Genomic DNA, 25917 nt, shown 5'->3' with positions numbered 1-25917 from the left:
GGCTCCCCACGCTTTCGCACCTCAGCGTCAATACCGGTCCAGGTGGCCGCCTTCGCCACTGATGTTCCTCCAGATATCTACGGATTTCACTCCTACACCTGGAATTCCGCCACCCTCTCCCGGATTCAAGCTAAGCAGTATCAAAGGCAGTTCCACGGTTGAGCCGTGGGATTTCACCCCTGACTTACAAAGCAGCCTACGTGCGCTTTACGCCCAGTAATTCCGATTAACGCTTGCACCCTCCGTATTACCGCGGCTGCTGGCACGGAGTTAGCCGGTGCTTCCTTTGAAGGTACCGTCAATGCACCGCTGATTAGCACGGTGCGGTTTCTTCCCTTCTGACAGAGGTTTACGATCCGAGAACCTTCATCCCTCACGCGGCGTCGCTGCGTCAGGCTTTCGCCCATTGCGCAATATTCCCCACTGCTGCCTCCCGTAGGAGTCTGGGCCGTGTTTCAGTCCCAGTGTGGCCGATCATCCTCTCAAATCGGCTACCCATCGTCGCCTTGGTGGGCCGTTACCCCGCCAACAAGCTAATGGGCCGCGGACTCATCCTCATGCAGTAACTTGCAAGCAGAGGTCACCTTTCCTCAAAAAGTTCATTTTGAGCGTATCCGGTATTAGCAGCCGTTTCCGACTGTTATCCCGATCATAAGGGCAGATTATCCACGTGTTACTCACCCGTGCGCCACTTTACTTGGGGCCGAAGCCCCTTTCACGTTCGACTTGCATGTGTTAAGCACGCCGCCAGCGTTCAATCTGAGCCAGAATCAAACTCTCCAGTTCAAATCTGTACAAGATCCCTGCTTTCGCAGAAATCGGAATCTCAAAGACTTTCTTCCCACTCGCTATTCACTTGTCAATGAACCACTCGGCCTATTCGGCCCGCCGTCCTTTCGGGCGGCGCGAAGGAGGTTTATGCCCCCTTTCGTTCTCGCTGTCAACAACTTTTTTTCAATCCCGCCGAATTTGTTTCGGCGGCGTTGTTTCAAGCTGTATTCAGTTTTCGTAAGAACGGAAGAGACTTATGCTCCACTTCGCTCAATCTGTCAATCACTTTTTTTCGCTTTCCCAAAATCTTTCCGGGCCAGCGAACTAAAGTCATTATGCAGTTTTGTATGAGCGAGGGAGACTTATGCTCCCCTTTGCCCAGACTGTCAATCACTTATTTTCGCTTTGCTGAAATGATTTCGGCATCGCAACTAAAAGTCATTATTCAGTTTTGTATGAGCGGGAGGAGACTTATGCACCTCTTTTCGCACCCCGTCAATCACTTTCTTTCGGCTTGACGAAATTTCTTTCGCCTGCGTGCCGTTTCAAAGTCAGTGCCGTTGCGCGAAACGAGAATTTGCCCCAAAGAGGGGGCTGATGTCAACCGATTTCTTCTTTTTTTATCAGTTTGTTGTAGTCTGACTGAGGGAGTATTTGCGTTTATCGGCCACAGGCGCGGCTTTTGCCGAAACGCCTTCGCTCAGACCGCAAACGCCCCACCGAAGGGCTTCCGTCATAAGGCCAGCCGGCCTACTGCTCAACCACCAGCACAGAGCCCGCGCGCAGATTTTTCTCGTTCACGCCATTCCAGCGCATGAGGTCTTCAACGCTGACCTTGTGTTCGCGCGCGATCTTCCACAGGCTGTCCTTGGCCTGCACCGTATATGTGGTTTTGGACGACTTGGCGACGGGCTTGGCGTTCGCCGTAGCGCTCGCCGTGCCGCCCACTCTGCCGTCAGACCCGCCGGTCGCGCCCCCGCCCGCAGGCTTGGCCGCAGGCCCGGCCCCAGGGCTGGTCCCTGCCGGGATGCGCAGAACGGTTCCGGCCTGAAGCGTATTGGGATTGTTTATATTATTATGATCCTGCAAATCCTTGACCGTGACATTGTGCTGTTTGGCCACGGCATACAGGGTTTCATTGGGCTGCAGGGTATGGCTGCCCGATGGGGCCGCAGCCCGCGCCGATGCTTGAACTGGCTTCTGGCCAGAAGTCTGGCCCGGAGCCTGGCCCGGCGCCTGAACTGGCGCTTGCGCCACTGCCTTGGGCGAAGAGGCGGACTTTTTGCCGCTCTCGGCCTTTGGCTGCGCCTTGCCGTCCAGCGCCGCCACAGCCTTGGCGGACATATCCACCGAGCGCGGCGCAAGCACTGTCTGCCCGGCGCTCAAGCGGCTTTCGCCAGGATTGAGCGCGCGCAGTTGCGCCACGGGCACGCCGCAGCGGCGGCTGATTTTTTCCCAGGAGTCGGCATTGCTGGCGACCCGCATGGCGCCCCATCCGGCATAGGAGGTGCACCGTGGCGACCCCAGAAAAGCCTGGGCCTGACGCTCTTTTTGGGCAGGCACATAGACAAAGGTGGAACGTCCCGTATCTGTAATCCGGCGCTTGTGATGTCGGTTATAGGCGGTAAACTCGCCCCAGCTCATGCCGCAGGCCTCGGCCAGCCCGTTCAGATCCGTGCCGGGGCGCGCCGTAAGACGCTGCACGCCCGGCGCATTTTCAGGACGGATGGGCTCGAACCCCAGATCGGGCAGGTTGCGCATGATCTTGGTAATGGCCAGAAAGCGCGGCACATACTGCTTGGTTTCATCGCGCAGCTGCGCCTTGTCGTCCAGCATGTGGTTGCGCGCCTTGATCTCGTAGAAATTTTTGCCGCCCGTGCCTTCCTTGGCCCGGCTGATCTTGCCCTCGCCAGCGTTATAGGCAGCTACGGCCGTGGGCCAGTCGCCAAAGTATTCGTGCAGTTTCTGCAGATAGTCCGCGGCGGCCTCAGCGGATTCATAGGGATCAAGCCTTTCGTCTGTCCACCAGTCCTGGGTGAGGCCGAAGCGTTCGCCCGTGCCGGGCATGAATTGCCACGCGCCTGCGGCCCCAACAGGGGAGCGGGCGTCAACACGGTAGCCGCTTTCAACAATGGCGAGGTAGGCCAGCTCTTCAGGAATGCCGCGCGAACGAAAAACCTGGCGCGAATAGTTCAGATATCCTTCGGCCCTTTTGGAAAACACGCAGACAGAATTGCGCCCCTTGTGCAGATAGTACTTGTACTGCCGGGTTACGTCGTCCATTGCCTCGGGGGGCACGCTTTTGTCCACCTGACCCGTGGACTGGAGCGCCGCCATTTCCTTGCTGCTCAAGGGGGTGGGGTCGTCATCGGGAACAGTAAAGGAAACGCCGCGACCGCCAGAGTCGCTATTCTGCCGCGAGGCGCAGCCCCCGGCCAGCATGAGGCAACACGCAACCGCCAGCACGCACAGGCGCAGCCCCACGGTAACACCCTTGCGTCCTTGAGCGGCAATGTCCATACTATACTCCGTCATGGCGTACTCCTCGTCCGCCCGGCTTGCCAGGAGCCGGGAAGATGCGTACACAGCCGATGACTGTGAACGCCCTTTTCCTCATAATTTTTACCTCGGCAGCCCGTGGCGGCCGTGTCACTCCGCGCGGAGGCGCGTATGCATACCCAATCTGAAGACGCCCCTCTTCTGCCGGGGCTCAAACCTGTGCTGGAACTGCTGTCCAGCGACCCGCAGCGCATTGACTGCGTATTCTGCAAGAAGGGGCTTCGCGGCCCCGAGGCCCGCGAAATGCAGGACCTCTGCCGAAAAAACGACGTGCGTTTTACGCTGGTGGACCAGCCCGTCCTCGACCGCCTGTGCCGACCTGCCAGCGGCGGCAGCCGTGAGTCGGGCCGGGATGCGGTCGGCCATCAGGGCGTGGTGGCCCGCCTTTCTGTCACCAGCTTTTGCGAGCTTGACGACATTTTTGCGAGCGTGGAGCAGGCTCCCCTGCCCATAGTCCTGGCCCTTGATCAGGTGCAGGACCCCGGCAATGTGGGAACGCTCTGCCGTACCCTGTACGCCCTTGGGGGCGCGGGCATCATCCTGCCCCGCCACAACAGCGCCTACCTTGGCCCGGCGGCGCGGCGAGCCGCCGCAGGAGCCCTTGAACACCTGCCCGTGGCCCGCGTGACGAACCTGGGGCATGCCCTGGACAGCGCAGAAGAGGCCGGACTGACCATCTACGGCGCAGGCGGTCACCCCGGATCCGGGAGCCTTGACGCCTTTGCCGAACCCATGCTTCTGCCCGCCATTCTGGTGCTGGGCAATGAAGACAAGGGATTGCGGCCAGGCGTCGCCAAGCGGTGCGCGCATATGCTGCGCATACCCCTGGCGCGGACTTTTGATTCGCTCAATGTGGCTCAGGCCGGGGCCATCCTTCTGGGCCTGGCGGCATCTGTACGCACCAGACCCTGAGGTTGCCGCATGGCTGGGCGCAACGACTCTGACGTGCGCCCCATGCAAAAAACAGAACAGTTTCTTACCCTTTGGCAAAGCGCACGATCTCCAACCTACACAAGGATGGGGCGGCAGACAATAAAAAAAGGAAATGTCCACGACATTTCCTTTTTTTATTGAACAGCAGAATCTTTCTGTATTTTCTCTAGACTTGATCTGATCTTCTATATTTCCTGCTGCAATTACATCTTTTTGTACATCATACTGTTTATACCAGTTCCGATACATGGCGCATTGTCCGCGTCGTTGGGCAATGGAAAAATTCCTTGCCTCTGATGATGAAATTGCAGAAGAACCGCATCAGTCTACCGCACATAATTGGGGATATTGATAAACACGTCGCGCGTGAAGGTTATCATGCGTTCCATGAGCCAAGGCAGGGCCAGCAGCAGGGCCAGAAACATGCAGACGATCTTGGGAATAAAGGTCAGGGTCATTTCCTGAATCTGGGTAGCGGCCTGAATAACGCTTACAAGCACACCCACGCCCAGGCCCACCGCAAGCATGGGCAAGGCCATCATGAGGCAGAGTTCAATAGCCTGACGGCCAAAACCGATGACAAAATCAGGAGACATGGATCTACCCTCGCGGAAAAATTTGACGCTGCCAGCAACTGGCTCTCTGTACTTACAAAAATGATGCCAGACCTTCGTCAGAGCAAGAAGCTGTTGACCAGCGACCCCACCAGCAGGTTCCAGCCGTCAACCATGACAAAAAGCAGCAGTTTGAACGGCATGGAAACCATCATGGGGGGCAGCATCATCATGCCCATGGCCAGCAGCACGCTGGAAATGACCATGTCCAGAACGAGAAAGGGAATGTAGATGAGAAAGCCGATGGTAAAGGCCGTTTTCAGTTCGCTGATGACATAGGCCGCCGCCAGCAGCGTGGTGGGAACCTCTTCCTTGCTCCTCGGGGCTTCCATCTTGCTGATGGAATAAAAGATGGAGAGGTCTTTTTCACGCGTGTGCTTGAACATAAAGGTGCGCAGAGGGGCCTGCGCCTTGTCCAGCGCCTCTTTATAGTCCATACGTTCGCTGAGGTAGGGTTGCAGGGCTTCATCGTTGATCTGCTTGCCCACGGGATACATGATGACCACCGTCATAAAAATGGCGAGGCTTGCCAGTATCTGGGTGGGCGGCAGTTGCTGCACGCCCATGGCCTGACGCAGAAAGCTGAACACGATGATGATGCGGGTAAAGCTGGTGACCGTGAGCATGATGGCGGGCGCCACCGAAAGGACAGTGAGGAGAAAGAGAATTTCCAGCAGCACCGAGACTTTTTCCGGCGATTTCGCGCCGCCGGCAAGGCTGAGCTGCAAGGTGGGCATGGCCATGTCCTGGGCGGCATGGGCCAGATGGGGCAGCAAAAGAAGAATGCTAGCGGCTGTCAGTACTGCGAGCGGCTTCTTCCATGATGTGTTGAAAATCTTTGTCCTGCGGCTCATGCTGCGCCTGCTCCTCTGTCAGAAGGGTTATGTGCTGGTCGGTCACTCCCAGCAACAGCCTTCTATTCAAGAAGCGTACCACCATAAGTCCCTTGCGGGGCCCCAGCGGCAACTGCGCCTCCATAACCAGCGCGCCCTTGGGCAGCGCCCCAGGACGCGGCAGAAAATTGAACTTGCCAAAACGCCGCACCACCCAGACCACCAGCCACAGCAGGGCAACCAGCAAAAACAGTATGCCCACAGCCTGCGCGTAGCCGCCCCAGGAAAAGGAGCTGCTCCCAAGGCCCGTGCCGTGTTCAGCCGCTTTGGCTGCGGCCTGCCCGGCCAAGCCTCCGTCGAGGTTGTCAGCAAGCGTGTCCGCAAAGCGCCCCGCCGCCTGTGCTGCAGCGCCAAGCCCCTGGCGCGTCAGCTCGACGGCGTTTTCCACCACCCGATCCAGCCCGTGCGGCAACGCTGCCGCACTCTGTTCCACCACGCCGCGCACCGCCTGCCCCGACCTGCCCGCTTCTGCGGGCAGCGAAGAAGAGACGGGGCCGCCCGTAGCGGCCAAGGCTGCGGCATGTTCTGCGGCATGTACAAGGCTAGCCAAGCTGTTTCACCCTTTCAATGGGACTGATGATGTCGGTAAGGCGCACGCCAAACTTTTCGTTGATGACCACAGCTTCGCCGCGCGCCACGAGCTTGCCGTTGACGTAGACTTCCAGCGGCTCGCCAGCGAGCTTGTTCAGCTCCACCACCGACCCCTGACCCAGTTGCAGCAGTTCGTTGATGAGCAGCCGGGTGCGCCCGAGCTCCGCCGACACGTCCAGCGGAATGTCCAGAATAAAGTCCAGTTCCCGCTTGAGTTTGTTGTCGGCTGGCTGACGGGCCATTTCCGTCATATCTTTGAAATGGGCCTCGGACGCATGGCCGCCCATGCCAGCCCCGGCCCCGCCAAAGGACTGGTGCGCAGGGGATTCCTCTTCCTGGGCCATACTGGCGGCCCATTGGGCCGCAAGCGCCTCATCAGCCTGACGCTGAGCGTCGTCGCCAGCGGGGGGCGTTGCCGAGGGGGCGGCAGCTTCAGCCGTGCCGCCGGAATCTCCGGCAGCATCAGACTCCTTGGCGAGTTCGGCTTCCCATTCGGCGGCCAGTTTGTCCTGATCTTCCTGCGACATGTGTCACCTCGTTGTCTTCCTGCCGCCGGGCGCGTGCGCATCCGGGGCATTGGCCTTGCGGCGAAGCCGCGCAAAAAAACTATTCGACCACAAAGTCAGTAAAGTACACGCGGATAACGCGCTGCGCCCCAAGTATCTGGTTAAGGCGCGCCGCCACTTCGGCCTTGAGCAGCACCTTGCCGTCCGGGGTGGCTATGTCCGCATAATTCTTGCCAGCCAGCAGCATGATGATGGCGTCGCGGATGCGGGCGTTGTTGGCCTGAAGGGCAGCCGAAACATCGGCGTTGACCTCCACCTCCATGCTCATCTTGAGATAACGCCGCCCGGTAGGATCGGACAGATTGACGGTGATGGAAGGCAGGGGCAGCACCATGCCGCCGCTGCGGGGCAGGTCGCTTTGTCGTTCAATACGCCCGTCGCCTCCGGCCGCGTTCTGACCGCCAGACTGACCCTGCGCGGACGCTCCGCCCTGGCCGCCTGCCTGGGACGAACCCGCAGGCTGGCCCGCTGCGGCAGGAGCGCCAGCGGCATCAGACGCGGCAGCTCCCGAACTGTTGGAGGGCGTACGCAGATAGAGCCACCAGTAACCGCCTATTCCAGCGCCGCTCAAGGTCATGAGCAAGATCGCCAAAATAATGACTATTCGCTTGACCCGGGATTTTTTCTTGGGGATTTCAGCCTGACCCTCGGGCAGGGCCGGGGCTTCTTTTTCCTTAGCCGCCATAATCAACTCCGTTGGCCTTTGCAGCGCCACGGCCATGCCGCGCCGCCGTCATGTTCACGGGAGGGGAGCTCCTTCGGAAAGCCCGAAGAGGCCCGAAACGCCGCTGCCCGCAAAACCGGCCTCAATGCCTGTTGCAAACTATTGCAGACACTATGCCAGAGGCGGCGTTTTGGCCGGACGCGGCCCAAAAATATCCGTGCCTATGCGTACCAGAGTTGCCCCTTCGGCCACAGCGGCCTCAAAGTCGCCGCTCATGCCCATAGAAAGGATGGGCAGGGGCAGGCCCGTATGCTGGCGCAGACCGTCCCGCAGCTCGCGCAGATGGGCAAAATGGGGACGCGCCGCATCACCGGCGTCAAAAACCGGGGGCAGGCACATGAGACCCTGCACTTCCAGGTGCGGGCAACTCTCAAGTACATAATCGGCCAATTCCGGTAAATCTGCAGGCATAAGGCCGCTTTTTTGCGGTTCGGAGGCGATATTTATCTCAAAAAGCACGGGTTGCCGCTCGTCTGCGTCACCCATGCGTTTTTCAAGGCCGTCCGCCAGTTTGCGGGAATCAAGCGTGTGTATGAGGGCAAAGGCCCCCGCCACCTGCGCGGCCTTGCGGCTCTGCACATGCCCTATCATGTGCCAGCGTATGCCTGCGGCAAGCGCGGCGGACCCGGCGTCAGCCGCCAGATCCTCGCGCTTTTGCAGAGCTTCCTGCACATAGTTTTCGCCAAAGTCCACCTGTCCGGCGGCGGCCACGGCGGCCACATCGCTTGCCGGGTGCAGTTTGGAGACGGCGATGAGGGTCACATCCTGCCTGGGCCGCCCGGCGGCGGCGCAGGCCGTATTCAACCTGTCCAACACATGACCGTAACGTTCCAGCAGATCCATAGCTACTCCGCCATCATGCCGAGATCGCGCAAAAAGGCCGCGTCTTCAGTCCAGTGCTCGCGCACCTTGACCCAGAGCTCCAGATGCACCTTGCCGCCCACAAGGGTCTGAATGTCCTTGCGGGCCTCGGTGCCGATGACCTTGATGGACTGCCCGGCCCGGCCGATGACCATTGCTTTATGCATGGGGCGGGCCACGTAAATGGTGGCGTGAATGACCGTTTGCCCGCGTTCTTCGTCTTCTTCCCAGTTTTCCACGTCAACAGCCACGGAATAGGGAACTTCCTGCCGCAGATGGAGAAACAGCTTTTCGCGGATGATTTCCGCCGTCATGAAGCGCAGGGGCGCGGTGGAAATCTGGTCTTCGGGGAACTGGGCAACCCCCTTGGGCAGCTTTTTATTGATAAGCGCCACAAGTTCGGTCAGGCCGTCGCGCCGCAGGGCGGACACGGGGAATATTTCAGCCTTTGGCCACATTTCGTGCAGCTTTGTCAGCAGGGGCAGCATGCGGCTTTTGTCGCTGAAGAGGTCCACCTTGTTGACCACCACGATCATCGGGCGCTCGTCACTGGCAAGAGCCTGGGCCACCGGGGCCAGATCGCGATCGAGAAATTCGGGATGGCGGATGTACATGTGGGCGTCCAACACCGGCATGATGATGTCAGCCTGCCCCAGACTTTGCCATACGGCCTGGATCATGGTCTTGCTCAGACGGCCGCGCACCTGGGTGAGGCCGGGAGTATCCATAAAAATGATCTGGGAATCCTCATCGGTGTGGATGCCCACGATCTGATTACGTGTGGTTTGCGGTTTGGGCGTGACAATGGTCACCTTCTGCCCGAGAATGGAATTGAGCAAAGTGGATTTGCCAGCATTGGGCGGCCCCATAAGCGCCACCCAACCGCAACGGTATTGCAGGTCGGTCATTACATCTCCTGGCCGAAGATCCGGCCTACGCTGCGCACAAAAAGGCGCAGAATTTTTCTAGATACATACTAAACTGTTTTTCTGTCCCATATCCGCGCGCTGTGGTCAAGCCGCAAGCCTGGCCTACAGGCTCTGCCGCCCTGTGGGCAGCGCCTCCCCTTCTTCTAAAAAAACAAAAAACAGCATGGGGTTATACCATTTTCTTCGCTGCGCTGGCCCGTTTTGCGGCCGCGCCTCACTTGACGATCATGCCGCCAACGCTTACTCTCGCGCCCATGTTTACTCTCTTTACCTACATGGCACTTATTGTGGGCGTGAACTACGCCTTTGCCGTTACGCCCCTGGTTGAACTGCCCAATGGCGAAATGTGGGCTCCTCTGTCGCTGATAGTGGGCTTTATTTTCGTGGTGCGCGACTATGCGCAGCGCCGCGTGGGCCATCATGTGCTGTGGGCCATGCTGGCGGGCTGCGTCATAAGCTGGTACATGGCCACCCCGCAGCTCGCGCTGGCCAGCGCCGCCGCCTTCGCCATGGGCGAACTGGGCGACTGGGCGCTGTTTACGTTTACCAACCGCCCGTTCTCGCAGCGCATACTTATTTCAAGCCTTGTGGGCGCTCCTCTGGACAGCGTCGTCTTTCTGCTCATCATCGGCCTTGCCACGCCCTGGTCCATCATAACTATGAGCATAAGCAAACTGCTGGGCTCGTTGCTGGTCTTCTGGCTGGTACGCCGCCGCGAACAGCGCGAGTACGCCATGGGGTTGGAATCCTGATCCGTCGGATAGAGCATAGTAACGGTGCGATGGACATTCTCAAAGGTTAAGGCACCCTCGCTTCGACGCCTAACAGCGCAAATTAATAGAGGTGCTGTCTTCAGCCGTAAGCCCTGCTGGCATCGGCTCACGCAGTCGCCAGAGCACTGTTAAAGTAAAAATGCTCAAACCGCTGGCGCATGCGCCAACCATTGCCATAAAAAGACTGCCCGAAGGATGACGCCTTCGGGCAGTTTTCTTTTCTTTTTTGCGCGTAGTCGCGTGCGTTGGCTGTTACCAGCCTCTTGGCCTATTCACGGTCCTTGCGCTCTTGCTTCTCCGGGCTGTTGGCAGCAAAGCCGCCAACGGCCTGACGCACTCCAAGCTCTTACTTCACCGCTCTGAAGGTATTGCTGATGATGGTCAGATCCTCCAGCACTTCCTGCGGCAAGTGGCGGAATGGCGGCATGACCGTGCCGGGGTAGCCGTTGGTGATGACCTCAAGCGCACGGGAATGGGTCATGGTATACTGCTGCAAATCCGGCGGCGGGGGCAGCAAGGTATGCCCGAACGCGGTGATCTCGCCCTCGACGCCGTGGCAGACCGAGCAGGTTTCAGCCCATACGATCATGGCGTCGCTCTCCGGCTCGCGGTCCGTCGGCACATCGGTCTTGCCGAACATGTTAAAGCGCTTGCCCATGGCGTCCAGCACCATCTCAATCTTTTCTCGGTCATAAAGGCGGAAATACGGCATGCCGGAACCGGGCACCCCGTCCCGCACGAGGGTATAGATATAGTCCCTGTTGGCCCGGATGTCGGCTACGTGCTCGGCGGGCACAATAAGCTGCCTTGCTGCGGGGCCGTCGCCCTTGCCTTCCAGACCATGACAGGGCGCGCAGGCCTGATCGTAAATGACGTCGCCATTGTCATACACTGTCTTGAGTTTGAGGGCGTAGGCGTCCAGCGAAGGCTGGCGGAAGGGATCCATAGTCTTGGCCCGCTCGGCGCGGTAGGCGTCATTGGCGGCCTGAAGGGGATTCATGGCCCCGTCCTGTATGAACTGACGGCCCACCAGCATGGCCGCGAAGGCCAGCGGGAGCAACCAGAGCAGACTACGCGGCGCGGGCAGCGGCACGGGCCTTGGGGCCGGTTCCAAAGCGGACTGACGGGGACGCAGCACCCACAAAACCAGCAGGGCGGCCGTCGCGCCCACCGTAAGCGCCGCGACGATGATCCAGGTGAGCTCGGCGGCCACTGTGAACAGCAGCGGTATGCCTATGAGAATCTGCGCCAGGGTTGCGCCGAAAATCCAGCTCCGCAGGCGTGGGGTTTTCTCCGGATTGTTCCTTGTGGAGAAAAAGAGCTGAAATGCCGCGCCAAGCACAAGAGCCGCGCCGATAACGTGCAGATAACGCAACAGCCAGTGCGGCCCCAGCGCGGGCAAAACGGCAAAATCCTGCCCGCCGGACTGCCCGAACCGAGCCCACAGGGGCTGCCGCTCCATCAGCGCCAGCGCCCCGGTAAAGATGGCGGGCACGGTAAGCAGGGCTCCCACGCCGATGACGCCGCAGACCATGGCCAGCCAGGCGCGGCTGGTCATCGAATGGTTAAAGCCGTCAATGAGCAGAAAAGCCACGATCAGCAGGGGTATCACCGCCAGCCACGCGTAAGCGAAAAGGCCTGTGGCGGTGAAGAAGGAGTAGGAATAGCGGATCTGTATGAGCAGCAGAGGTGCAATGCCAAGCACTACGGCCAGACTTTTGAGCCCCAGATGGGTGTGCAGGAACTTGCTGTTCCAGTGCTGCCCCGGCTGGTCATTGTCCAGCCAGTCCTGCAAAAAGAACACAAATCCCAGAATGGCCGTGCCCACAATAAGCAGGGCAAACAGCAGATGCAGGCCAAAGGTCACGAAAAGAAGGCCGTTAAGCCAACCCTCGGGCAGGGGATGCAGGAGGAAGAGATCAGTCCATTTGTTCATGGCTACTTCGCCTCCCTGCCCGCCGCCTGGGCTGCCGGAGTTTTCGGCGCCTGCGGGATCTTGATATAGCCCTGCTCGGTTCCGAGCATGTAAATGTAGCTGGCCAGCAGCAACCGCTCCGGTTCAGACCCCGTAAAGGGCGTCATGAAGGGGCCGAGATTTTCCGTAATGGACACAATGGCGTTGAGGCTGTCCAGAGTGCGCCCGGCCACGCGGATGCCGATATTGTTCAGCCCGCCCTTGACCGTGGTGTGGCACACGCCGCAGTTGGCGGCAAACAGCGCCTTGCCCGCCACCATGTCCGGCGGCAGCTTGCCGTCGTCGTCCACCCAACGCATGCGCGACAGATAGCTTTCATTCTTTTCGTCAACAGCCAGCTTTTCCACCAGCGGCACCTGGTTGGCGTACATATGGCCGGGCAGCAGATACGGCCCGCGCACGAATTCACGTATACGCTCGAATTCCATCACCATGAACACGCTGAGCAGGATGGCCGGGATGCAGAGAATGCGGCATACCACCGGCCAGCGCAGCACGGCGGCCAACCCGGTGAGGCAAAGCAATCCGACCGCAGTGGCGTTGAGGGTGGGCAGAAAGTCCGGCATCTGCGACATGTAGGACGTGGCCACAGCGAACTTCCAGTGGGTGAGAAAGGTCATGGGCACGCGCGAGAAGTAAACCCACGCGCTGACCCCGCCCACTGCCACACAGCCAAGAAAAACGCCGCCCGCAAGCCGCAGGGCGCTGCCCCGCTCCTCCTGCGTGCCCTTGAAGCGCCAGGCTATCCAGGCCGACAGCAGCAGCGAGCCTATGGCAAGCCCGCCAGCCAGCCGCAAAAAGACCTGGGGCACAAAAGTAGGATTGTAGTATGCCTCGTCAAACGTCTGCCCCCAGGGCCAGCCGTCGGGCGTGAGCATGAAGCCCAGGATGCCGGATATGAGGATGGCCGAAATGACGGCCATGGTCACGTAGCCCCAGCCCAGAGCTGTCAGACGCCCGGGATGCTTTTCCGCCAGCCTGTCCCACAAATAATAGTAAAAAAGCAGCAGGATGACTTCAGAGGTAAAAGCGCCCCACTCGATGAACCAGGGCCAGAAAAAGAGGTGGATAAGCGAGCCTATGCCCTCCGGCGCGAGAATGCCGGTGATGAACCAGATGCCCACGCCCGTCACCGCGCCCACGGAGGTGATGACCACCACCGCCGGGCCCAGCAGGCTGCGGCTGATGCGCGCCCAGTGCGGCCCCTTGCCCGCATACGTCATGGTTTGAAAAAGAATCAGCATGGTCATGAAGCCAATGGCCAGACCGTGACTTATGACGACGTGCAGCACGGCGTCCAAGGCGATGGTCATGCCGTCGCCAACACCCGGAATGTGCAGAATGGGAAAAATCATGGCTACTTCCCTTCCGTCAGGGGGATAAGCCGCTCAATCTTGTCGGGATGGGTGGGCACGAACTTGGGCCTGGGCTTTTCATGAATGTAGCCCGCCACGTCCAGGGCCTCTTCCTGTGTGAGTGAGGGCGCGTTCTTGGGCATGAAGCGCCAGGCAAAGGTGGACAGTGTACGCACGCGGTGCATGCCCGCCCCGTCGTTGTAGGACTCGTCGCCCCACAAGGGCGGCGCAATGTCCGTGCCTTCGCCGTTTATGCCGTGGCAGCGGGCGCATACGTCTTTATACACCTTTGCGCCATTGGCCGTGTCAGGCTTGTGGGGATTGCCCAGACTTTCGGGCAGGGTCCAGGGCAGTTTGGCATAGATGGGAATGTCCTTCGAAATCCACTGCAGATAAACCAGCAGGGACTGGATGATCTGCCCGTCCAGCGGCGGCGGCGTTCCGTTCATGCTGCGGTCAAAGCAGCCCTGAATGCGAATGCCGAGGTCCACAGTATAATCGTTGCGGTCGCGGAAGCGTGGGTACGTGGCTCCAACCCCCACCAGGGAGATGCTCTCCATAGACCGGCCGCCTTCAAAGTGGCAGCTGGAACAGGAGAGCTTGCTTTCCTTGCCATTGCCCACATACTGCCAGGCGTATTTGCTGGTTTCAGTCATGATCTTGTAGCCCAGCATGACCTCTGCGCGGATGCTTTCAGGCGCGTCCTCGGGCCGGGGCGGATTGAACAGCGCCTGCCCCGATGGCAAGGCCACCCGTTTGGCCGCGACTTCCGAGTCCATGGCCACCCTTTTGATCGAAAGCGTCGTGTCAAAAAACGACAGCACCCATACGCCAAAGACAAGCAACAGGCCCGCCAGAACGAGCCCTGTATATACGCCGCGGTTTTTCATTGTAACTCCTGCTGGGGCACGGCCCGGGCTGCCCCGGTGTGCATGGACGCAATCCTGTGTGGTTTGGTAAGTATAGCATCCTTGTTTCTCAGGCACAGAGAAGGATTACTATTCATTGTATGAATTTCAAAAATACAGAACCTTGTCAACCGCATATCGAAAAAATGCTTTCTTTTCGTATAGCTGCAAATTGCGTTTTTATTGGGGGAATTGGTATTGAGTGAACTTGGGGATATTGTTGTATTTTTTATGGGAGGGAAAAAGCCGGGTGGTTGGGCTGTGTGGGGGATGGGGACTGATGGAGATTTACGCAGATGGTCTTTCAGAAAAAGGGAAACCGGGCCTGTCCTTTGAGAGGTGGTTGTTGCGCCCTGCGGGCACGGGGAACTTTTATTTATTCCAGTTTGGGCCGCCTGCGCGGCGGGCGGCAGATGGGGGCCTGTTAGGGGCTGCCGCCCCTCCGAGGCCCCCTCTGCACTCCCCCCGGACAACCCCGCTGGGGCTTTCCCGTTTCCGCCATTCCACGAGGGCTGCGCGGCTGTCGCTGCGGGAGCTTCCTCGCTGCGCTCGGCGATCTCCCTCCGCGCCGCGCAATGCCACCAACATACACCGCTACGAGTAGTGGGAAGAAAGTTGACAGCAGCCTGCAAAAATACGGTGTCAGGGTGCTGGTCTTCGTTCATCTCAGATGAATGCAAGAGCAAATGCCCACCATTGAAGCGCAAACAGCGTCAGCTTCGCGCCGCGCAATGCCAGCGTGCACCTTCACGTTGGATGCAAGGCCGAGGGTGCCTGGCTGGCTTGAGGCATTGTGGAGGATTTGGGTTTTATAACTGATCGCTTCGTAACGGCCAAAAGTGGCCGCATCTGTTGTGTGATTCATTCTAAAAAGATTTGCCGTATAGCAATACTGTGAAGCCTATGCAGGTTCTCAGGCAAGGAGCGGATTGTCGCCGGGGGCGGCGTCATAAAGAACCGAAGCCGACACGTCGGCGAGGTTCGTGCATAGCCGCCCCCGAAAGAAGGGAGTTGTTGGTCAGGGTAGAACAGGGGGGTGCTTCGGGGGGGATGCAAGGGGGCCGAGAAGGGGGCGCAGCCCCATAACCGGCCCCGCCTTGCCGCACGCCGCGCAGGCGGCCCAAGCAACAGAAAAAGAAAAGCCCCGTGCCCGCAGGGCACAGAAGCCACCTCTCACAGGACAGGCCCTGCTTTATCTTTCATGAAGAACATGCCGCGACGCCCCCGCAAGGCACTGCAAAAACGACTCTACCGGGGGCTGTTTCTAAATAAGAGACTACCCTAAAACTCGAGCAGTATTTTCTCGCGCCCCACGCTGATACGGTTGCTTTTGAAGCCGTAGCTACGGGCGTAACGGGCCAGTTCTTCGAAGTGGGACACGGTCTCACTGACGGCGTGGGCGTCGGAGCCGAAACTGATGGTCAGGCCGAGGTCAGCGGCGATTTCCATTATGGCGGGGCCGGGGTACGGCTCATGAAAGGGTTTGCGCAGTCCGGCGGAGGAAACTTCCATGGCCGTGTCGGAATCGCGCATGGCGGTGAGCGCGCCAGCTATGCGGTCAAGGCTGCCGGGCTGTTTCAGCCATGCCTGAAAATCGTCATAGCAGCAGACCTTGATAAAATCCGGGTGGGCGACCACATCCACCAGGCCGCTGGCGGCCAGGCGGGCCATTTCTTCATAATAGGCATCATAGCGCGCAAAGCGCTGCGGCAGGGCAAGCCCCTCTCCCCAGCTGCGCGGCGAACCCACAGCCGCATCATTCACGTAATGCAGGCCGCCGATAACGTAATCAAAGGGGTAACGCCCCAGAATTTCCCGCATCCAGGGCAAATTGACGGGCAGCCAGTCCAGCTCCATGCCGAGCAGTACGCGCGGCCCGTCGGAAGGCGCGCTTTCCTTGAGGGCCAGCACCGCATCCACGTAGGCGGGAAAGGTCACAGTGAGGTCGCCGGTGTACAGCGGGCAGGCGTAGCCGGGCGGCAGGGGCGAATGTTCAGAGAGGCCGTACCACTCCAGGTGGCTGCCCATGGCGGCCTCATACATGGCGGCCACAGTGTCGCGCCCGTGAGCGGCAAGCGTGTGATTATGCAGGTCAGCGAGTATCATGCCTCAAGCATACCCCCAAGTTGCCTCAAAAGCCACCCGCGTAAAATCCTACAGGCGGATAAAGGCAGCCAGGATGCGCCGCGCGAGGTCAACGTCGTCCGCTATCTGTGCCTTGAGGGCCTCCACGGAGTCAAAACGCTTTTCTCCGCGCAAATGATCCACAAAATCCAGACGCATGGCCTCACCGTAAAAATCCCGTCCGCCCTCAAGCAAAAAGGTTTCCACGGTGAGCTCATTGTCGCCGAAGGTGGGTTTGCGCCCTATGCAGGTCACTGCAGGCCAGGTGCGGCCATCAGCCTCGGCTGGCGTGGCAAGGGTGGCGTAGACGCCCTCGGTGGGAATGACCACCTGCGGGCGGTCCAGATTGGCCGTGGGAAAGCCCAGACCGGCTCCGCGCCCGTCGCCGTGCACGACAACGCCGCTGAATCCGTGAAAGCGGCCCAGCAGGCGGGCGGCCTCACGCACATTGCCCTCGCCGATAAGCGCGCGCAGCGTTGTTGAACTCACCACCGTGCCGTCCACAACCACAGGCGGCAATTGCTCCACGCAAAAGCCCTGGTCCTCGCCCAGACGGCGCAGCGTTTCCACATGCCCGCCCCGGTTGCGACCCAGGGAAAAGTCATAGCCGACAACCAGATGGCGCAGCTTCAGCGGCGCAAGAAAGGCCCGCACAAAGCTCTCGGCATCGTGGGCGGCCAGTTCGGGGGTAAAGGGAAGTTCCAGCACATGCTCCACGCCAAGAGCTTCCAGCAGGGCAAAGCGTTCCTCGCGCGTGGTCAGGGGCATGTGCCCGCGCTGGGGCATGACCACCTGACGCGGGTGCGGCCAGAACGTCATGACCACGGGCGTCAGCTTTTCACCGGCGCACACATCCAGCGTATGCCGTATGAGCGCCTGGTGCCCAAGGTGTACGCCGTCAAAGTTGCCGATGGTGAGGCCGCTGGCCTCAAGAAAAGTAAGCTCTTCAATGGAATGTGCGATATTCATGTCTGCCGGTTCCAAGGCAAGGATCCGCGCGGCAAAAGACCCGGACTGCCGGGCCCATGCGTAACGGCCTTATATAAGCCTGTCAAATATATGTTTGTAAAGTTTGCGGATGTGCAGCACGAGCTTGAGATTGACGCTCTTGGCCCCCATTTCCGTTCTGGAAAAAAAGGAGGTCAGGTGGCGCGCCACATCACTGAAGTCGCCGTCGCCCATAGGCTCCAGCATGCCCCAGTACTCGCGTCCCCGCGTCAGCACGCGGGCGCTGGCCCTGTCCCTGTTCTTTGCGGCGAATTCCCGCAAAAACGCGTCAAACATGAAGTCCGCGTCCTGTGGAAAAGACTTGGCCAATGCCAGCCGCCAGAGGGCCATGTACAGCCCGCGCAGCTCAAGCAGCATCTGGCGGCGACGCAAAAACTGCATGCGCCCCACGCCCAGATAGGCCAGTTCCACAGTAAAATCCGCGTCTTCATACAAGGCCATGAAGTTGTCCAAAGCCTGCCGCATGGTGTCGGAAAGAACAGCGGGTGACGCCGTTTCCGGGGATGTGGTTTTAGAGGCTGGTCCCGGTGTGCCGTCCATATGACGCATAGAACTCCGTCGGCTTATTCAGCGCTGTCCGTTTTGCCTTGCACATTCCGGGGCGCAGTGTCCCCGGCATCCCTGCCCTGTTCGCCGTCACGGCGGCGTGAAGAACGGCGGCGCCTGCCCGAACGGGCCTCCGCGTTTTCGCCGCTGGCGGTTTCACTGCGGTCGTTGCGGTCGCTATTGCCGTTGGTTCCGCCCTTGCCGCCTCTGGAGTTTCTGCCGCCACGGCCCCCAGAGCCGCCACGGCCGGAACCATTACGCGAACCGGCGTTCTGGCCTGCGGGGTTGGATGAAGACTGGTCGGGAAAGCGGTTTTCACGCAGGCTTTCCTGATGGGCTGAATCCAGCAGCATGGCCAGCAGCAGGGCGCTGTCCTCGTCATCGCCCCCTTCGGCCGCGAGGTCGCGCGCCAGCTGGGCATAGCGGGCCACACGCATACGCTCAAGGCCCGTGAGATTGCGAAAACGCCCTTCAAGAATGGCCGTCAGGCGAGTGCCCGCCACGCGGGCCACGTCCTCATCCGTGGGCAATGACAGAGGGATGAGGCCGATCTTGTAGTGCTTGGCGATGCGGTCAAGTTCCATGCGCTGCATGACGTCCACCAGGGAAATCACCGTGCCTGCAGCTCCGGCGCGGCCCGTGCGGCCCGCGCGGTGGATGTAGCTTTCGTGATCTTCGGGCGGCTCGTACAGGAACACGTGCGACAGTTCGGGAATATCAATGCCGCGCGCGGCAACGTCCGTAGCCACCAGATACTGGAGCTTGCCCTGCCGGATCTTTTCCAGCACGGCTTCGCGCCGGGACTGGGAAAGGTCGGCGGAAAGCTCGTCGGCGCTGTAGCCGAAGCCCTGCAAGACCCCCGTCACATAGTGGACGTTGGACTTGGTATTGCAAAAAATTATGGCAGAAGCGGGGTTTTCCGTCTCCAGCAGCCGCACAAGCGCGCGGTCTTTATCCATAGGCTTCACTTCGCAGAAGAGGTGCTGCACTTCGGCCACGTGCACTTCTTTTTGCGAAAGGGAAAGCATGGCTGGCTCGGACATGAACTCGCCGGACAGCTTGAGCACGTGCGGCGGATACGTGGCCGAAAACAGGCAGGTATGGATGGCCCGCCGGGGCAGATAGCGCTGTATCTCCTTCATGTCCGGGTAAAACCCGATGGAGAGCATGCGGTCGGCCTCGTCGAAAACCAGTTCGCGCAAATCCTTGAGGTCAAGGGTGCGGCGCAGCAAATGGTCCAGCACACGACCGGGAGTGCCCACGATAAGTTGGGCTCCGTCACGCAGGGCGTCCATCTGCTTTTTGTAGCCCACGCCGCCGTAAACGGCGACGGTGACAATGCCCGTGCCCGCGAACAATACGGCGGCCTCGCGCTCGACCTGCACGGCCAGTTCCCGCGTGGGAGCCAGCACAAGGGCCTGCGGGGCCTTGAGGTCAGGGGACAGCCGGGGCAGCATGGGCAAAAGGTAGCAGCCTGTCTTGCCGCTGCCGGTACGCGACTGCACCATGATGTCGCGCCCTTCCAGCAGATAGGGGAGCGCCAGGGACTGGACGGGCATAAGCCCCTGCCAGCCAGCGCGGGCGCAGGCTTCATGCATGACCTGGGGCAGGTCGGCCAGGGTTACTCGCGGCAGCGCGTCTTCGGGTTCGCTGACAGCTATGCCCTCAAGCGGCGCGCCCGCGGCGTCCGACGGCGCGTCTTTCGCCGCTGCGGAGGCTGTGTCGGGGTCAGTGGGCAATTGATGTTCTGGCATATATTTTTCCCGGCGGCATTCCGCCAATAAATATGATTTCGCTAACGGACGAACATGCCATAGCACGCTAAATTGCGCAAGTTGCCTGGGATCAGGGCCGTAAATGAGCCGTGAATGGGGCATGTATGGGCACATAGCCCCGCATATGGCCCCGCATATGGCCCCGCATCTGACCTGTCCATCCAGCCGGCGCGGTTCACAACAAGGCCTGAACATGGCAGGCTCTGCGCATAACAAGCCCTGCGCATGACGCGGCTGGCGATCATCCGGCGCATATGCCACTGCCACCGGAACAGAATACCGTTGCGAATGCATATCCGCAACGATCTTGCAACGCCGCCAGGGCGTACAACAGTGCAGACAAAACGCGCTTACGCCCGGCGGCGAGATACTGCCCCCGCAATGGCCGGGCAATTGCGCCGTTAAATGGTTCCAGGCGCAAACTGCAACGTGCGCGCTGCCCACACGATACAGATAAGAGCCCTATGCAGTGACGCAACACTTTTTCCGCAAAAAATGTTTTCTACGCGCCCTGTAATGGATGCGGCCCCCTGCGCCCCATGCCGCCATACAGGCTTTGCTTGCGTCTCATGGCGCTTCTGGTTAGATTTATTCCCTTTGCCGACCACGAGCGCCGTGCGCACGCACAGCCCCTGGCTCATGGCCGCCGCCTTTTTCAAGGAGTGTGTATGACAGCCCCGGAACAAACGCCCACAGCCGTTCCCGGCGCGGATTTTGCGCCCGACTTCAGCAAGGGCCTTCTGCCCGCCATCGCGCAGGACCACGCCACAGGCGAGGTGCTGATGCTGGCCTATATGAATGAAGAAGCCTGGCGTAAAACCCTTGAAACCGGCGAGGCCCATTACTGGAGCCGCAGCCGCAAGGAACTCTGGCATAAAGGCGGCACTTCCGGCCATGTGCAGAAGGTCTGCGCGTTGCGGCTGGATTGTGACAGCGACACGGTAGTTCTGCTGGTGGAACAGATCGGCGGCGCGGCCTGCCATACGGGTCGGCGCACCTGTTTTTACCGGGAATGGAAGGACGGCGCAGTAACCTTGTGCGCCCCAATGGTTTTTGACCCTGAAAAAGTCTACGGCGTATAATAAGGACTGTAACATGAGCGCGGATATGAAGCCCATCATCAAACTGGGCGTGCCCAAGGGTTCGCTGGAAGAAGCCACTATCAATCTTTTTGAACGCGCGGGCTGGAAAATCCGCAAGCATACGCGCAACTATTTTCCCGACATCAATGATCCCGAGATTACGGCATCCTTGTGCCGCGTGCAGGAAATCGGGGAATATATCGAGGCGGGCGTGCTGGACGTGGGCATCACCGGGCTTGACTGGCTTGCCGAGCGCAATCACGACGACAAGGTCGTGCGCGTTTCCGACCTTGTGTACTCCAAGACTTCCAACAGGCCCTGCCGCTGGGTGCTGGCCGTGGCGGGCGACGCCCCCTACCACTGCGCCGCCGACCTCGCCGGCAAGCGCATTGCCACCGAACTTGAAGGCATGACGCGCCGCTATTTTGAAAAAGCCGGCGTTAATGTGGACGTGTTCTATTCCTGGGGCGCCACCGAGGCCAAGGTAGTGGAAGGGCTTGCCGACGGCATTGTGGAAGTGACCGAAACCGGCACGACCATCCGCGCCCACGGCCTGCGCATTATTGACGAGGTCATGGTCTCCTACCCGGTGCTCATCGCCAACAGGGATGCCTGGGCCGACCCGCGCAAGCGCGCCAAAATCGAGCAGCTTGATCTGCTGCTTCAGGGCGCTTTGCGGGCTGAGAATCTGGTGGCCCTCAAGATGAACGCCCCGGCGGACAATCTTTCGAGCATCCTTGAAATGCTGCCGTCGCTCAATTCCCCCACGGTGTCCCCCCTGCGGGACGAAAAGTGGCTCTCGGTTGAATCCGTGGTGCAGATCGACGTTGTGCGCGACCTAATCCCCCGCCTACGCGAGGCTGGAGCCGAAGGCATTATCGAGTACGCCCTGAACAAGGTCATCTAGCAGTATATGAAGGGCGGCCCGCCAAACGACGCGGGCCGCCCTTCCGCTTTTTTGCCGCCAGCTTCGCAACGCGCCCCCATGGCGCATCTGCTGCCCGCCTGCAGCACTCCTGCGGCACATCCGTGGCACATCTATGGCACATCTATGGCGCATCTGCGGCAACCGTGCCGCCCGCAATCCCCCGTCCTCACAAGGAGCCCCCATGAGCAACGACGCAAGCCGCGATTTTATTGACAAGCTGCCCGAGCTTGGCCCTGACGAAACCTTCTGCTTTGACTGCAATCCCGAAGTGCCCTGCTTCAATCGCTGCTGTGCGGAGCTCACCCTGCCGCTCACTCCTTATGATATTTCGCGCCTGCGCCGCCACCTGGGCATGGCCAGCGACGCCTTTCTCAGCACCTTTGCCACCATGCGGTCCTTCCCCGACACGGGCTTTCCCCTGCCCATGCTGCGCATGCTGGACGGCCCCGGCGAACCCTGCCCCTTTGTGACGCCTGCGGGCTGCTCCGTATACGAAGACAGACCCGGGGCCTGTCGCTACTACCCCATCGGGCGCGGCACAAAAATGGCCCCCGATGGCGTGGCCGAGCGCTTTTTTATCGTGCGCGAGCCCCATTGCCACGGGTTTGACAAGGGCACCAGCCGCACCCCGCAGCAGTGGATGAAAAATGAAGAGCTGCACCCTTTCAATGAGGCCAATGACCGCTACATGCGCCTGATGGCTATGGTGCGCGCTACCGGCAAGCCCCTTGAGGCGCGCATGGCCACCACGGCCGTGCTCTGCCTTTTTCAGATAGATAAATTTCGCGAGCTTATCAGCGCCATGAAAATATTCAGTCATGTGGCCATTGATGAGGCGCGCAAAACAGCCATTATGGAAGACAGCATGGACGGAGACGTGGCCGCCCTGAACTTCGCTCTGGACTGGCTTGAACTGATCATATTCGGGCAAAGCCAGGGTCTTGCAAAAAAATAGACGTGCGTTTTTTTTCACAATAACACGAAAAGACACGCAAAATAACACGAAACCAAGCAGGAAGGTGCGTTTATTTGTTCTTTGGTGCCAACTACTTGGATTGATTACTTCAAAAGTGCCTTGCAATGGTGGCATTTTCTCCACGCAAGACACAAAAAACTGTCGCTCGTGATAAATTTCTTTTACAAAAATAAAAGAATGTGTCACGGTAATTCCGTGTATGGGAAAAGATTGGCATTTTTCTTTTTACCATGGAAAAACCGCCAGTTACCAACATTTTGGCTGCACCGGGGCGCGCCGCGCAGCTACAAGTGCCTGTACACGTCATTGTTGGGGCCATGACCTACGGCCGTTGGCCGGCCACAATCGTATTGGAGGAGAATATGAGTTTTGGCAGACAAGTGTACGAGTTTCTGCTGAGCGGCTCACAAGCTTACGCAAAATGGGATCTGGAGGTGTCTACCTCCATTCTCAAAAACCGCAAAAAACTGCTGCTGCTTCTGGCGCTGGCAGTTCCGATTCTTGCGGGTTGCCTGGCGGAAGCTTATGAGTACCACGAAATGCTGGGCGGCAAAACCGCCTACGCGCCCGCCTTTTACACCACCAACATTTTTCTGGCGTCCATAGCGGTGGGCCTTGCCGCCGGTCTTATCACCGGGTGTATCGGCGCTGGCGGCGGCTTCATCATTACCCCGGCGCTTATGGCCGTGGGCGTCAAAGGCATCCTGGCGGTGGGCACTGACCTGTTCCACATCTTCGCCAAGGCCATCATGGGCACCACGGTGCACAAAAAGCTTGGCAACGTGTCGGGCAAACTGGCCGTAGCATTTCTGGCCGGGTCCATTATCGGAACATTCATCGGCGGGGCCATCAATAAAGGCCTGTACAACGCCGACCCCCTGCTGTCCGAACTGTTCATCAGCAGTATTTATGCGGTTCTGCTGGGCTTTCTCGGCTTTTACGCCCTGTTTGACTTTTTGAAGAGCTCACGCGGCGGCGCTGCCGCAAGCCAGGATGCGCACGGCGGCAGTTCCGGCATGACCGGCCTTGCCGTGAAGCTTCAGGGCCTGCGCATGCCCCCTATGATCTCTTTTGATGAAGACCTCGTGCCCGGCGGCCGCCGCATCTCCGGTTGGATCGTCGCCGCGGGCGGCGTCTTTGTGGGCCTGCTGGCCGCCATCATGGGCGTGGGCGGCGGCTTCGTCACCTTCCCCATGTTCGTGTACATTTTCGGCGTGTCCTCTATGACCACAGTGGGCACCGACATTCTGCAGATCATCTTTACCGCCGGTTTTGCCGCCATCGGCCAGTACGCCATTTACGGCTACGTGTTCTACACCCTGGCCATCGGCATGCTGCTTGGCTCGCTGCTCGGCATTCAGGTTGGCGCTCTGACCACCAAGGTGGTCAAGGGCATCCATATCCGTGGCTTCTATGCCATTTCAATCATTGCCGGTTTCATCAACCGCGCCGCCACCCTGCCCAAAAAGCTGGTGGAAATGGAAGTGCTGCACTGGTCGCCCAGTGTTGTGGGTGTTATCGAAAATGTTGGCAACGTCATTTTCTGGGTCGTTGTGGCATTTTTCGGCATCTGGGTATTCAGCAAGTTCTTCTTTAACATCGGCAAGCTCAGAGGGGAGGCCTGATTATGCTCATACATGCTAAAGCGCCCTTTATCCGTGGCTGCCTGCTGCTGATCTCGTTTCTGATTCTGTTTGCTGTCATGCTCATGCCCCTCATGAAGGATGAGCTTGGTAATCATATGACCGGGCTGCAATACGCGGACAACGTGTTCAACGAACTGTCCAAGGGATCTTCCTACTTCATCCCTGGCGTGCGCAATACCATCAAGTCTGTGGACGGCAAATCCGTTCAGCTTACGGTCAAGCTCAAGAAGGCTGACCTCGCCGCCCTGGCTGGCATGGTGCTTGAAAAGTCCGGAGCCACTGACGTGCGCGTTGAAGACGGCAAGGTCAGCTTTTCCGGCAACCTCGGCGTGATTCTGGCCTCAGCCACGGACGACGCCGACAACCTGTACAATAACGACGCCAATGCCGTTTCGCAGAAGTACGACGGCCAGCCCGCCCTCAAGGTCGCAGCTGCGTGGTGGTATGTGCTTTCGCCCAGCATCAAGGAATTGCAGAAGCAGTACAAGATTGAGGAAGCCCAGGTGGTGGACAGCGTACTGCGCCGCGCCATTGAACCGGGCAACAACTTCTTCAGCGTGCCGCCCGCCAAGGTTTCCGAGCACCTCATTCTCATGAGCGCCATGCTCATCTTCTACGTGCTCTATACCCTGTGGTACGGCTTTGCCATCTTTGAACTTTTTGAAGGTATGGGCCTGGCCATGACCAAGTCCAAGGTAAAGCAGGAAAGCTAAACGCTCCAGTTCCACAAGCCAGACGGGCTGCCCTTGCGGGCAGCCCGTTTTTTATTGCCAAGGCTCATAAACGCAGCCGGGCCGGAGCGCACCTTCCGGCATTGCGCAATAACAATTGCGCGAATGCTTCAGCCTGAAGCGTTGCCTCCCGAATCTGGATATACCTTCACAGTCAGCAGGATGCACACACCGGCCCCTCCAGGCAGTCCTCGCTAAAAACACGTATTCTTAACGGTTACGGCACCCGTTGCGACACCCCCCGTGCAATTAGAGCCTATTACCTTTGAAATGCCTCGCATTCCAGTTTATGATTCTGCCGTAAAAGCGCTCTCGGCAGGATCACGTCACGTTCTGGCGCTGCGCTCTCGTACTACGCCAGAGCTTGCAGCTATTTTCAAAGGTAAGATGCTCTACCCCGTAGCGCCGTCAGCGAGGCACCCATGACGGCGCAGAATCGTTGCACGCTGCGACACAGGAAATAACGGGCGCGCAGGCATACAAGCCGATACGGCGGCAGCCAGAGAAGACCAACAGCCTTGCGCTTCACGGCAGGCCTCTGCCTCCACAACCGCCAAAATACGTTCAGGATAAAGAGTATAACAATCATTCGGAACGTAGAACTACAAAACAGCATGCCCTTGCATTACGAACAACATAACAGACGCAG

Annotated in this window: 22 protein-coding genes and 1 rRNA gene; 7 read left to right on the top strand and 16 right to left on the bottom strand. The window is 59.3% G+C overall.

The features are described from left to right. Positions 1 to 786, bottom strand: a 16S ribosomal RNA gene (locus BCS36_RS04935); the annotation flags it as partial. Positions 787 to 1521: 735 nt separating this feature from the next. Next, positions 1522 to 3306, bottom strand: coding sequence for a lytic transglycosylase domain-containing protein (locus tag BCS36_RS04930; RefSeq protein WP_291301799.1), 1785 nt, complete (start codon positions 3304 to 3306; stop codon positions 1522 to 1524). Positions 3307 to 3441: 135 nt separating this feature from the next. Here BCS36_RS04930 and BCS36_RS04925 point away from each other — a divergent pair, with 135 nt between their 5' ends. Beyond that, the gene (locus BCS36_RS04925) at positions 3442 to 4242 is read left to right on the top strand and encodes an RNA methyltransferase (RefSeq protein WP_291301798.1); all 801 of its coding nucleotides are present in this window, start codon (positions 3442 to 3444) and stop codon (positions 4240 to 4242) included. A 347-nt stretch (positions 4243 to 4589) separates the two neighbouring features. On the opposite strand, the gene fliQ is transcribed toward BCS36_RS04925, so the two are convergent. From fliQ to era, 7 genes are all read right to left on the bottom strand, one after another. Then, positions 4590 to 4859, bottom strand: a complete 270-nt coding sequence (gene fliQ / locus BCS36_RS04920; protein WP_291301797.1) for a flagellar biosynthesis protein FliQ — start codon at positions 4857 to 4859, stop codon at positions 4590 to 4592. 77 nt (positions 4860 to 4936) lie between these two features. After that, a complete protein-coding gene (gene fliP, locus BCS36_RS04915; protein WP_291301796.1) occupies positions 4937 to 5731 on the bottom strand; it encodes a flagellar type III secretion system pore protein FliP in 795 nt (264 codons plus the stop codon). Further along, positions 5664 to 6320 carry a flagellar biosynthetic protein FliO gene (fliO, locus tag BCS36_RS04910; RefSeq protein ID WP_291301795.1) on the bottom strand — a complete coding sequence of 219 codons (657 nt, stop codon included), beginning with the start codon at positions 6318 to 6320 and terminating at the stop codon, positions 5664 to 5666. The genes fliP and fliO overlap by 68 nt, the downstream gene beginning before the upstream one ends. Then, positions 6313 to 6888 (bottom strand): flagellar motor switch protein FliN, encoded by a 576-nt coding sequence (gene fliN, locus BCS36_RS04905; protein ID WP_291301794.1) that lies wholly within the window; start codon positions 6886 to 6888, stop codon positions 6313 to 6315. The genes fliO and fliN overlap by 8 nt, the downstream gene beginning before the upstream one ends. Positions 6889 to 6967: 79 nt before the next feature. Beyond that, positions 6968 to 7612 (bottom strand): flagellar basal body-associated protein FliL, encoded by a 645-nt coding sequence (gene fliL / locus BCS36_RS04900; RefSeq protein WP_291301793.1) that lies wholly within the window; start codon positions 7610 to 7612, stop codon positions 6968 to 6970. Between the two features lie 150 nt (positions 7613 to 7762). Beyond that, the gene (locus tag BCS36_RS04895) at positions 7763 to 8494 is read right to left on the bottom strand and encodes a YggS family pyridoxal phosphate-dependent enzyme (protein ID WP_291301792.1); all 732 of its coding nucleotides are present in this window, start codon (positions 8492 to 8494) and stop codon (positions 7763 to 7765) included. Between the two features lie 2 nt (positions 8495 to 8496). Continuing rightward, positions 8497 to 9420 carry a GTPase Era gene (gene era / locus BCS36_RS04890; protein ID WP_291301791.1) on the bottom strand — a complete coding sequence of 308 codons (924 nt, stop codon included), beginning with the start codon at positions 9418 to 9420 and terminating at the stop codon, positions 8497 to 8499. A 275-nt stretch (positions 9421 to 9695) separates the two neighbouring features. Between era and BCS36_RS04885 the strand changes: the two genes are divergently transcribed. Beyond that, on the top strand, positions 9696 to 10193 hold the full coding sequence (locus BCS36_RS04885) for a VUT family protein (RefSeq protein WP_291301790.1): 498 nt from the start codon (positions 9696 to 9698) through the stop codon (positions 10191 to 10193). 367 nt (positions 10194 to 10560) lie between these two features. On the opposite strand, the gene BCS36_RS04880 is transcribed toward BCS36_RS04885, so the two are convergent. From BCS36_RS04880 to BCS36_RS04850, 7 genes are all read right to left on the bottom strand, one after another. Next, positions 10561 to 12150, bottom strand: a complete 1590-nt coding sequence (locus tag BCS36_RS04880; protein ID WP_291301789.1) for a c-type cytochrome — start codon at positions 12148 to 12150, stop codon at positions 10561 to 10563. A gap of 2 nt (positions 12151 to 12152) precedes the next feature. Then, the gene (locus tag BCS36_RS04875; RefSeq protein ID WP_291301788.1) at positions 12153 to 13544 is read right to left on the bottom strand and encodes a cytochrome C; all 1392 of its coding nucleotides are present in this window, start codon (positions 13542 to 13544) and stop codon (positions 12153 to 12155) included. Between the two features lie 2 nt (positions 13545 to 13546). After that, positions 13547 to 14434: a c-type cytochrome gene (locus BCS36_RS04870; protein WP_291301787.1), complete on the bottom strand. Its 888-nt coding sequence runs from the start codon at positions 14432 to 14434 to the stop codon at positions 13547 to 13549. 1299 nt (positions 14435 to 15733) lie between these two features. Then, positions 15734 to 16558, bottom strand: a complete 825-nt coding sequence (locus BCS36_RS04865; RefSeq protein WP_291301786.1) for a histidinol-phosphatase — start codon at positions 16556 to 16558, stop codon at positions 15734 to 15736. 48 nt (positions 16559 to 16606) lie between these two features. Continuing rightward, on the bottom strand, positions 16607 to 17545 hold the full coding sequence (locus BCS36_RS04860; RefSeq protein ID WP_291301785.1) for a bifunctional riboflavin kinase/FAD synthetase: 939 nt from the start codon (positions 17543 to 17545) through the stop codon (positions 16607 to 16609). Between the two features lie 69 nt (positions 17546 to 17614). Then, complete coding sequence (locus BCS36_RS04855) at positions 17615 to 18133, bottom strand: hypothetical protein (protein ID WP_291301784.1); 519 nt, start codon at positions 18131 to 18133, stop codon at positions 17615 to 17617. A 14-nt stretch (positions 18134 to 18147) separates the two neighbouring features. After that, entirely contained in the window at positions 18148 to 19884 is a 1737-nt protein-coding gene (locus tag BCS36_RS04850) for a DEAD/DEAH box helicase (RefSeq protein ID WP_291301783.1), read from the bottom strand. A gap of 689 nt (positions 19885 to 20573) precedes the next feature. On the opposite strand from BCS36_RS04850, the gene hisI reads away from it, so the two are divergent. The 5 genes from hisI to BCS36_RS04825 all read left to right on the top strand — a co-directional run bounded on the left by hisI (position 20574) and on the right by BCS36_RS04825 (position 25250). Then, complete coding sequence (gene hisI / locus BCS36_RS04845; RefSeq protein WP_291301782.1) at positions 20574 to 20987, top strand: phosphoribosyl-AMP cyclohydrolase; 414 nt, start codon at positions 20574 to 20576, stop codon at positions 20985 to 20987. A 13-nt stretch (positions 20988 to 21000) separates the two neighbouring features. After that, positions 21001 to 21894, top strand: a complete 894-nt coding sequence (gene hisG / locus BCS36_RS04840; RefSeq protein ID WP_291301781.1) for an ATP phosphoribosyltransferase — start codon at positions 21001 to 21003, stop codon at positions 21892 to 21894. 202 nt (positions 21895 to 22096) lie between these two features. Continuing rightward, positions 22097 to 22870 carry a YkgJ family cysteine cluster protein gene (locus BCS36_RS04835; RefSeq protein WP_291301780.1) on the top strand — a complete coding sequence of 258 codons (774 nt, stop codon included), beginning with the start codon at positions 22097 to 22099 and terminating at the stop codon, positions 22868 to 22870. Between the two features lie 383 nt (positions 22871 to 23253). Then, positions 23254 to 24516, top strand: a complete 1263-nt coding sequence (locus BCS36_RS04830; protein ID WP_291301779.1) for a sulfite exporter TauE/SafE family protein — start codon at positions 23254 to 23256, stop codon at positions 24514 to 24516. 2 nt (positions 24517 to 24518) lie between these two features. Next, on the top strand, positions 24519 to 25250 hold the full coding sequence (locus BCS36_RS04825) for a hypothetical protein (protein ID WP_291301778.1): 732 nt from the start codon (positions 24519 to 24521) through the stop codon (positions 25248 to 25250). Positions 25251 to 25917 lie beyond the last annotated feature (667 nt).

It is taken from the genome of Desulfovibrio sp. MES5 (genome assembly GCF_002237645.1).
Lineage (GTDB): Bacteria > Desulfobacterota > Desulfovibrionia > Desulfovibrionales > Desulfovibrionaceae > Desulfovibrio.
Note: the sequence above shows the minus strand (reverse complement) of the source record. Positions and strands in the feature narration are given on the sequence as shown.